Below are 7,955 nucleotides of genomic sequence, written 5' to 3' on the forward strand. Positions count from 1 at the left end.
CGCTTAGTGTATTGACAGTCCTAATCGCTCTATTAGCATGGAAATTCAAACCAAGGAGGATCACGCATGATTAAGGAGAAGCAGCTCATCGCCATGTTCGAGAATTGTCATGATGTCGTTACGAAGACGATAGGAGAGACCTTGCTGATCTTCGCTGAAGGCATGTGCGATCAAAGCCTCATGAACAAATTGCGGCTTCCGACAACCGTGGAACGGAGAGGACATTCCGAACTGCATAACTCATCTGACATCCTATTGGATTCATTCGATATAGGGGATGATGAACAACTTATCATCAATGCCGTATTCGCCGGAAAGCTTGTACTATTCAACAAGTCGGACGGTTTGTTGTACTGTGCTGACTTCGGCTGCCTTCCTCAACGTAATCCAGAAGATTCCAACTCCGAGAATAGTAACATAGGTCCGCGTGACGCGCTTACGGAGAGCATCGTGACCAACTCCGCACTCGTTCGCAAACGACTGCGCACGAATAAGCTGCACAATGAGCAGTTTATCATTGGTCGCAGATCACAGACTAGAATTTCTCTCTTGTATATGGCCGATATTATATCCAGTGACATCCTGAATAACGTCCGCGACCGTCTTAATCAGATTGAGATTGACGCGATCATCAGCGGTGAGCAGTTGTCTGGTCTCCTGTCGGACTCCACATTCACACTTGTGCCGAGACACGGCACAACGACACGTCCCGATATATTATCAGAAGCCTTGCTTGCAGGGCGCTTTGTTATCTTAATTGATGGTCTGCCCATAGCGTTGACAGGTCCTGCTAACCTCGCTCTGTTGTTATTCGCGGCCGAAGACGTTCACTCTCCGCAGCATTATGTGGCGTTCATCAGCCTAATCCGGGTCTCTTCCATCTTGATCACGTTGTTCCTACCTGGCTTCTGGATCGCATTAACGACGTTCCACMAAGACCAGATCCCATTCCCGCTCCTTGCTACTATTTCTGTTGCTAGTGACGGGACCCCCTTCATCGAACCTCTGGAGCTCTTCCTAGTACTCCTTATGTTCCAGCTGTTCATGGAGGCTGGCAACCGAATGCCGACCTCCATCGGAAGCATGCTGTCCGTAGTAGGCGGGTTAATTATCGGGGATGCCGCCATTCGTTCTGKAATCGCCTCCCCGGCCACCTTGCTGATTGCTGCGATCTCGAGCACATCTTCATTCGTCTTGATGACTAATGCACTAGGCGCTGGTACTATTCTAATTCGTCTGTACGTCCTACTTGCTTCATCTTTTATCGGAATGTTCGGATTTCTTTTATCCGCGTTTTCCGTCATCTTGTATGCGGCTTGCCAACGCTCCTACGGTGTCCCGTTTCTTGTCCCTATATCGCCTGTCAGGTTTCCTGACTTCTTCTAYACGATCTTCTACATGCCGTGGAAGAAACGTAAGCAACGGCCCAAATTTCTTAATGTGAAGGATAAAGGCAAGCAGCCGAAAGGGGACAATTCCTAGATGGCCATCCGTTTGCTCCGTTCCATCTTGGCTTCAACACTCATGCTCTCCCTGTTAGTAGGTTGTTGGGACGCGGACAGCATCGAGAAATTGGACTATGCGAAAGCGCTGGGCATCGATCTCGTCGATGGACAGTATGTTGTGTATTTACAACTCCCTAACTTGTCAAGTGCGGCTAAGAAGGATGGCCCTATCCCAGAAGTGCCTATTAAGTCATGGATTGGCATCGGGAAGGGAGACTCGGTCAATGAAGCCATTGGACAAATCTTTCGAAGCGCGCCCAAGAAGATCGTCTGGGGGCATACAACGGCGATGATATTTAGTGACCGGATGTTGCAAAGCAAGGATTTTTATTCCGTCCTGGAAGACTTGAACCGCTTCCGCGAGTTCCGCTATACGATGTGGATTTATGGGACAAAAGCATCGTTCTCGGACCTGTTCTCCGTTTCTCCGACATTCGAAGCTTCGAGATTGTTCACCATCATGCAAAATCCGATTGATAATTACGATAGGTATTCTTATGTGCTGCCCATTCGACTTCATGACTACATGTTCGGCTTTCAAAACAAAGGAGCTTGGGCGATCATTCCCTCCCTCGCTATTAATTCTGACAATTGGCAAGCAGGGAAAAAGCCTCACATGATGCATGTTATCGACGGTGTCTATACGCTTCACATGGAGACGTATAGCGGATATTTCCCTCTGGACACCGTCCAGGGCATGCGGTGGTTGGAGCCACATACACGCAGTTCTTCCCTTAAACTGACTGAAGGAGACAAAACCTTAGCAGTCTTGACGATTCAGAACCCAAAATCCGCTATCGAGATCCGCCAGGAAGAGGGCAATGAGAAGATTGATGTGAAGATCAAGCTAAATGCTACATTAACAGAGCTTCATTCCGATCTAACTGCGAAACAACTAATTGAGAAAGCGCAGAAACTAACTGAAGAACAAATCCGCAGCACCTACCTAGCGGGACTGAAGAGCAAATCGGATTTACTGCAGCTTAGTCAGCATCTCTATATTAAGAATCCGAAGCGTTACAATGAACTGACGAATAATGGAGAAAAGCTGTTTCTGCAGCCGGATTCCCTAGGCAAGATCGATGTCGATCTCGACATCCAATATCTTGGCAAATACAAATTTGTTAAATAATGATTCTACATTTCACTTGCGGCGGCATGTAGACAGTCATTCCAGTTCCCGGTCATGAACTTAGACATCGGCTACGATACAACTCCGCAGGAAGTACGTGACGCGATACGCGTGAAGAACTGTCGTTTATGACCATTTGCCGGGTATGGGCTCGGCAACAAATGGCCGATCCAACAGCATCTAATCGGCTCGAAGCAATTGAAGCCTTTCTTACTTCCAACCGCCCCGATTAAGGGGGGGGCTGGAAGTATTCCGCTTTGTAGAACGTCATCGCAGCATCATGCTGAAACCCCTGAATGACAAAGGTGGTCAAGGCATTATTCGGCTGTCAGCATCTCCAGTGAAGGCATCATCGGTACGTCAAATTACCGGTATATATAACGTGCAAAACAACGAAACTCGTCCAGAAGAACGGCAGCGGCGACTGGCAGCTCACCGGGATGGCCCACCGGGAAGGACCGCTGCACTAGATTACATCCAGCCTGAAGACAGGCGGTCACGCCTTCGAAATGGCCGCTTACTTGAAGCAGTAGTTCGGTACTGCTCGCGGTGACGCTTTGACCCAGTGCGCGGACCAGTTGCCTCCTATAACCCCAAGTATTTGGAGCGATCCTATGGGATCCGACTGTCTGAGCTTGGGATCGACTTAGCCGTTGACCGCTCGGGGAACATGTGGCTGCTTGAGGTCAACATCAAGCCTGGTCGACGCGTCATCCATCAAGTATATGGTTACCTGTAAAAGACATTGCTACATGAGTAAGTGCAGCAGTTCTTTGGGCTCACCGTTTGCGCCCCCCTGCTCTCGCACAAGGATGGAATTTTATCGATCTAATTGAAAATGTGTATCCCGGTCAGTATTACCCTTGGGAGTTCAAACAAGTTTCGAATGGATACTGGTAAGGGGAACGTGGGCGACAACGAGCAATCGAGACGATTAGGTATGTGATTGAAACTAAATGCGGCATTCCTCATCATTTGATTCCGCAACAGATTAACTATCTTTTTTAAGGAAAATAGACTTGTGGGTATTTTAATGTATTCGGAGATTCTCCATATAATATAGTGAATGCTATATACCCCAACTATTTCCATCCATAGGAATTATCTAATGTACCCCCGTAGTGTCGACTGCTGGTATCCTGTAGCCCAGGGATCCGGAGCGATCCGTTGGCCATTCGTACAAACTTATATTTTGGAGATAAAACAAGGGTTGAAGCGGAGAAAAGCACCTTCTTTCCCCTCTAGCTCAGCCAACCGACTAATAGTCTATAATTGCCGGCTGCCTAGCGATGCAAACGTATTTACAACTAAAACTGTTCCATGTAACCAGTTCGGCTTTAATTGTTCAATATTCCGAGCAAGAAGAGCCATTACCTTTCTACCAATCAGTCCTTCGGTCAACTGGCGACCAGAGAAGTAAGGGGGTACCGCAAACAAACAGCGGGAAACGTGAAGGATGGGCAGAGTAACTACCCGATTCAAGGACGCTCCCATGGCGGGACCCGGCTTGCAGCTCCCGTTCTATGCCATATCCAGCTCAGGCGTTATTAGCAGTCGCTTACATCGATCAGAGGACCCGGTCCTAATGATAATCGGTCAATCGGGACACAATAGAAAAAGTTAGAAAGCTCAGGTTGGAAGAAGGTCGAAGACATGAAATTCATCAAAAAAAAAGCTAACGATAATCGCTTGGCTGCACATGACTCTGAATACCAGCAGCCAGTTCAAACCAAATCTTTAATAGCCAGCCTGTCGGAAAATATTCAGCGAATTAATGAAGCTCTCGGAAACAGCGACGATATCATAATAAGGGAAATTCGGATCGGCCCTGGAAAACAGCTTCAAGTTGCCATGTTATATACCGAAGGGTTGGTCGATACCAAATCTGCTCAACAGTATATCATGGAAACGATCATGTCGGACATCGAACTTACTGGTCCAAATCTAATACAGGATATGAAGGACTGTATCCTAACGGTAGGAGACATTCAGGAAGTAACGGAGTTTGACACGCTTTTAACTTCCCTCCTGTCTGGCGATGTCATCCTTTTGTTGGATGGATATGTACAAGGTTTTATGATCGGCATGAGCGGTTGGGAAAGCCGCAACGTGAGCGAGCCCGCCACCGAATCGGTCGTTCGGGGACCGAGGGAAAGCTTTAACGAAAAATTGCAAACGAATACGGCATTAATCCGGAGAAAGATCAAAGATCCGAATCTATGGCTCGAACGAAAACAAATCGGCAGGGTGACGAAAACGAGTGTAGCCGTCATGTATATTCACGGCATCGTCAATGACAAAACTGTCGAAGAAGTGCGCACGCGTCTCGATCGCATCGACATCGATGGCATTCTCGAAGGCGGCTATGTCGAGGAGTTGATCCAGGATGAAACATACTCGCCGTTTCCGACCATTTATAATTCGGAACGTCCGGATGTGATCGCAGCCGAGCTGCTTGAAGGGAAAATTGCCATTTTAGTGGATGGGACCCCGAATGTACTCATCGTCCCTGCGTTGTTCATTTCTTTCTTTCATTCCATGGAAGATTACTTTCAACGTGCCGACATCAGCAGTTTGATCCGCTTCCTTCGTGTCATCGGCTTCATAATCGCTCTGCTCGGTCCGTCGCTATATATCGCCATCACCACGTTTCATCAGGAAATGCTGCCGACACAGCTCCTGATCGGATTGGCGGCTCAACGGGAAGGCGTACCCTTCCCCGCTTTTGTTGAAGCACTCATAATGGAGGTGACGTTCGAAATATTGCGGGAAGCCGGTTTGCGAATGCCGAGGGCGATCGGGCAAGCGGTATCAGTCGTCGGAACGCTCGTCATCGGGCAAGCAGCGGTTGAAGCAGGTATCGTTTCCGCTGCTATGGTCATCGTCGTCTCGATTACCGCGATTTCCGGCTTTGTTTTTCCTGCCACCAACATGTCCATGGCGATTCGCATGCTGCGATTCCCCTTAATGGGTCTCGCCGCTTCCTTCGGTATATTCGGGATTATCGTCGGGGTCATTGCGCTTGTTCTGCACTTGTGCAGTTTGCGTTCGTTCGGCGTCCCTTACATGAGTCCGTTTGCTCCCATTATTGTCGACGATCTGAAGGATACGATCTTCCGGGTTCCTCACTGGGCCATGTCATCCCGTCCCAGGCTGATCAGTCAGAAGAACGTCAGACGTGAACGAAATGCGCCCCCGAAGCCGGATACCCGGACATGAGAGCCGTGCGATGGCATCTGGCATCCGGGCGACAGCTTGATTAAAGGGGAATGTTCATGGTACGAAAGCTGTTCTTATTGTTCCTATCCGCCGTCCTTCTCGTAACCGTTACGGGATGCTGGAACCGCCGGGAATTGAATACGCTCGCTATCACAGTCGGAATTGGCATTGACAAAGAAGGAGACAAATACAAAGTATCCGCACAAGTTGTCAATCCGGGAGAGGCTGCTTCCAGAAAAGGCGTCGGCATCCGTTCGCCAGTCATCTTATATCAGGCTACCGGATCTTCCGTTTTTGAAGCGATTCGTAAAATGACAAAGGAAAGTCCGCGGAAGATTTACTCTTCCCATGTACGAGTCGTTATTATAGGCGAATCGATGGCGAGAGACGGTATTGGGAAAGTGCTCGATTTCTTGTCGCGGGATCACGAGTTTCGAACCGATTTTTACGTCGTGGTGGCGAGAGAGGGCGAAGCGGCAAACCTTCTGTCGATCATGACTCTACTGGAAAGCATCCCGTCTATCGAACTGTTCAATTCCCTCGAATCTTCACAGATGGCCTGGGCGCCCACGGTAAAAGTCACGTTGAACAAGCTGATTTCCGACTTGACCAGCGAAGGCAAACATGCTGTATTGACCGGAATCAAAGCGACAGGGGACATCGAAACGGGGAAAACGGGGAAAAACATCAATGCCATCGTACAAGAAAGCCGTCTTAAGTCCGTCGGATTGGCGGTATTTAATGGCGATAAACTGGTCGGCTGGTTGGATGAAACCGAAAGCAAGGCTTATAACTACATCACAGATCATGTAAAGAGCACGGTCGGGTATGTACCATGTCCGGATGGGGGCGGAATTTCGGTAGAGGTCATTCGCTCGAAAACGAACGTCAAAGGAAAGCTCGCAAATGGCACCCCTGCGATCGATGTGAACATTCGAACGGAAGCGAACATGGGAGAAGTAGCATGCCGTATCGATCTGACCAAAACGGAATCGATCGAGGAGCTCGAAACAATAGGCGAGAATGTAATAAAGGAGTTTGTCGAAGCGACAATCAAAAGGGTGCAAAAACAATACAAAGTAGACATTTTCGGATTTGGAGAAGTCTTCCATCGTGCGGAACCGAAAACTTGGAAAAAGTTTGAAAAAAAATGGGATAAGCAGTTCATCAATCTGCCGGTTAATGTGAATGTCGATCTCAAGATCCGGCGTCTCGGCACCGTAAACAATTCTTATCTCGAAGAATTGAAGAAATAAAGGAGCGGTCCAGATGTGGAAATTTAGCGGGATACTTGCAGTAACCGCCCTAATCGCGCTGCTTGAAGTTCCTCAGCTTTGGAAAAAAAAATTAGTGAAAGAACTGTGGGTATTTGCCATCCTGCTGTTGGCCGGGGCAGGACTCAGCTTTGCGCTTGCCATGCATGCGCCCATCCCAAACCCACTTGATTTGCTTACATGGGTTTACAAGCCGATCAGCGATGCCGTAATGAAACTTTTGAGCTGAGGGAGTCTCGCAACAGATGCTGGAAAAAGGCAAAATTAACATTCGACAATTTACGATACTGGTCGCTCTTATAACCATTGGCGATTCGATTCTCAATTTGCCGGCCGTCCCCGCATCAGAGGCGATGCAGGATGCATGGCTGTCTGGTATCATCGGATTGATCGCCGGGCTGCTTGTCGTTTATTTGATCGGAACGGTTGGCCGGCTGTATCCTCGTTTAACTCTGATCGAATACAATACCAGAATATTGGGAGTGTGGGTCGGAACAGCCGTCTCTCTCTTCTTTTTGGCTTATATCTTCTATAATGCTGCGGCACTTGTGAGGATAATCGGCGATTTTATGACTACGCAAATCCTGCCGGAAACCCCCGTCGACGCTATCCATATTTTGTTTCTGGGTGTCATCGTCATGGCCCTGCGGCTTGGGCTTGAAACCATCGCTCGAGCAGGGGAGATGTTTTTCCCCTGGTTTGTGCTGCTTTTCATTGGGCTCGTCCTGTTTCTTTCCCCTCTGGTGGATGCCAAACAATTGCAGCCGATCCTTGCGGAAGGAATAAAGCCAGTTTTACGGGGGGCCATTTTCCCCACCACCAACC

8 protein-coding genes are annotated in these 7,955 nt (G+C 48.5%); all 8 read left to right on the forward strand.

The annotated features are described in order from the left end of the window. Positions 1-66: 66 nt before the first annotated feature. Complete coding sequence (locus tag AC1DWB_RS29520; RefSeq protein WP_477544677.1) at positions 67-1,482, forward strand: spore germination protein; 1,416 nt, start codon at positions 67-69, stop codon at positions 1,480-1,482. Next, entirely contained in the window at positions 1,483-2,637 is a 1,155-nt protein-coding gene (locus AC1DWB_RS29525; protein ID WP_477544678.1) for a Ger(x)C family spore germination protein, read from the forward strand. Positions 2,638-2,878: 241 nt separating this feature from the next. Next, entirely contained in the window at positions 2,879-3,190 is a 312-nt protein-coding gene (locus AC1DWB_RS29530; RefSeq protein WP_477544684.1) for an ATP-grasp domain-containing protein, read from the forward strand. A 12-nt stretch (positions 3,191-3,202) separates the two neighbouring features. Then, the gene (locus AC1DWB_RS29535; protein ID WP_477544679.1) at positions 3,203-3,376 is read left to right on the forward strand and encodes a YheC/YheD family protein; all 174 of its coding nucleotides are present in this window, start codon (positions 3,203-3,205) and stop codon (positions 3,374-3,376) included. A 914-nt stretch (positions 3,377-4,290) separates the two neighbouring features. After that, positions 4,291-5,856 (forward strand): spore germination protein, encoded by a 1,566-nt coding sequence (locus AC1DWB_RS29540; protein WP_477544680.1) that lies wholly within the window; start codon positions 4,291-4,293, stop codon positions 5,854-5,856. Between the two features lie 56 nt (positions 5,857-5,912). Beyond that, positions 5,913-7,112: a Ger(x)C family spore germination protein gene (locus AC1DWB_RS29545; RefSeq protein ID WP_477544681.1), complete on the forward strand. Its 1,200-nt coding sequence runs from the start codon at positions 5,913-5,915 to the stop codon at positions 7,110-7,112. Between the two features lie 13 nt (positions 7,113-7,125). Continuing rightward, complete coding sequence (locus AC1DWB_RS29550) at positions 7,126-7,359, forward strand: hypothetical protein (protein WP_477544682.1); 234 nt, start codon at positions 7,126-7,128, stop codon at positions 7,357-7,359. Between the two features lie 16 nt (positions 7,360-7,375). Further along, a partial coding sequence (locus AC1DWB_RS29555; protein WP_477544683.1) for a GerAB/ArcD/ProY family transporter occupies positions 7,376-7,955 on the forward strand: 580 nt, incomplete at its 3' end.

Source organism: Paenibacillus sp. P4_E11, assembly GCF_056401635.1.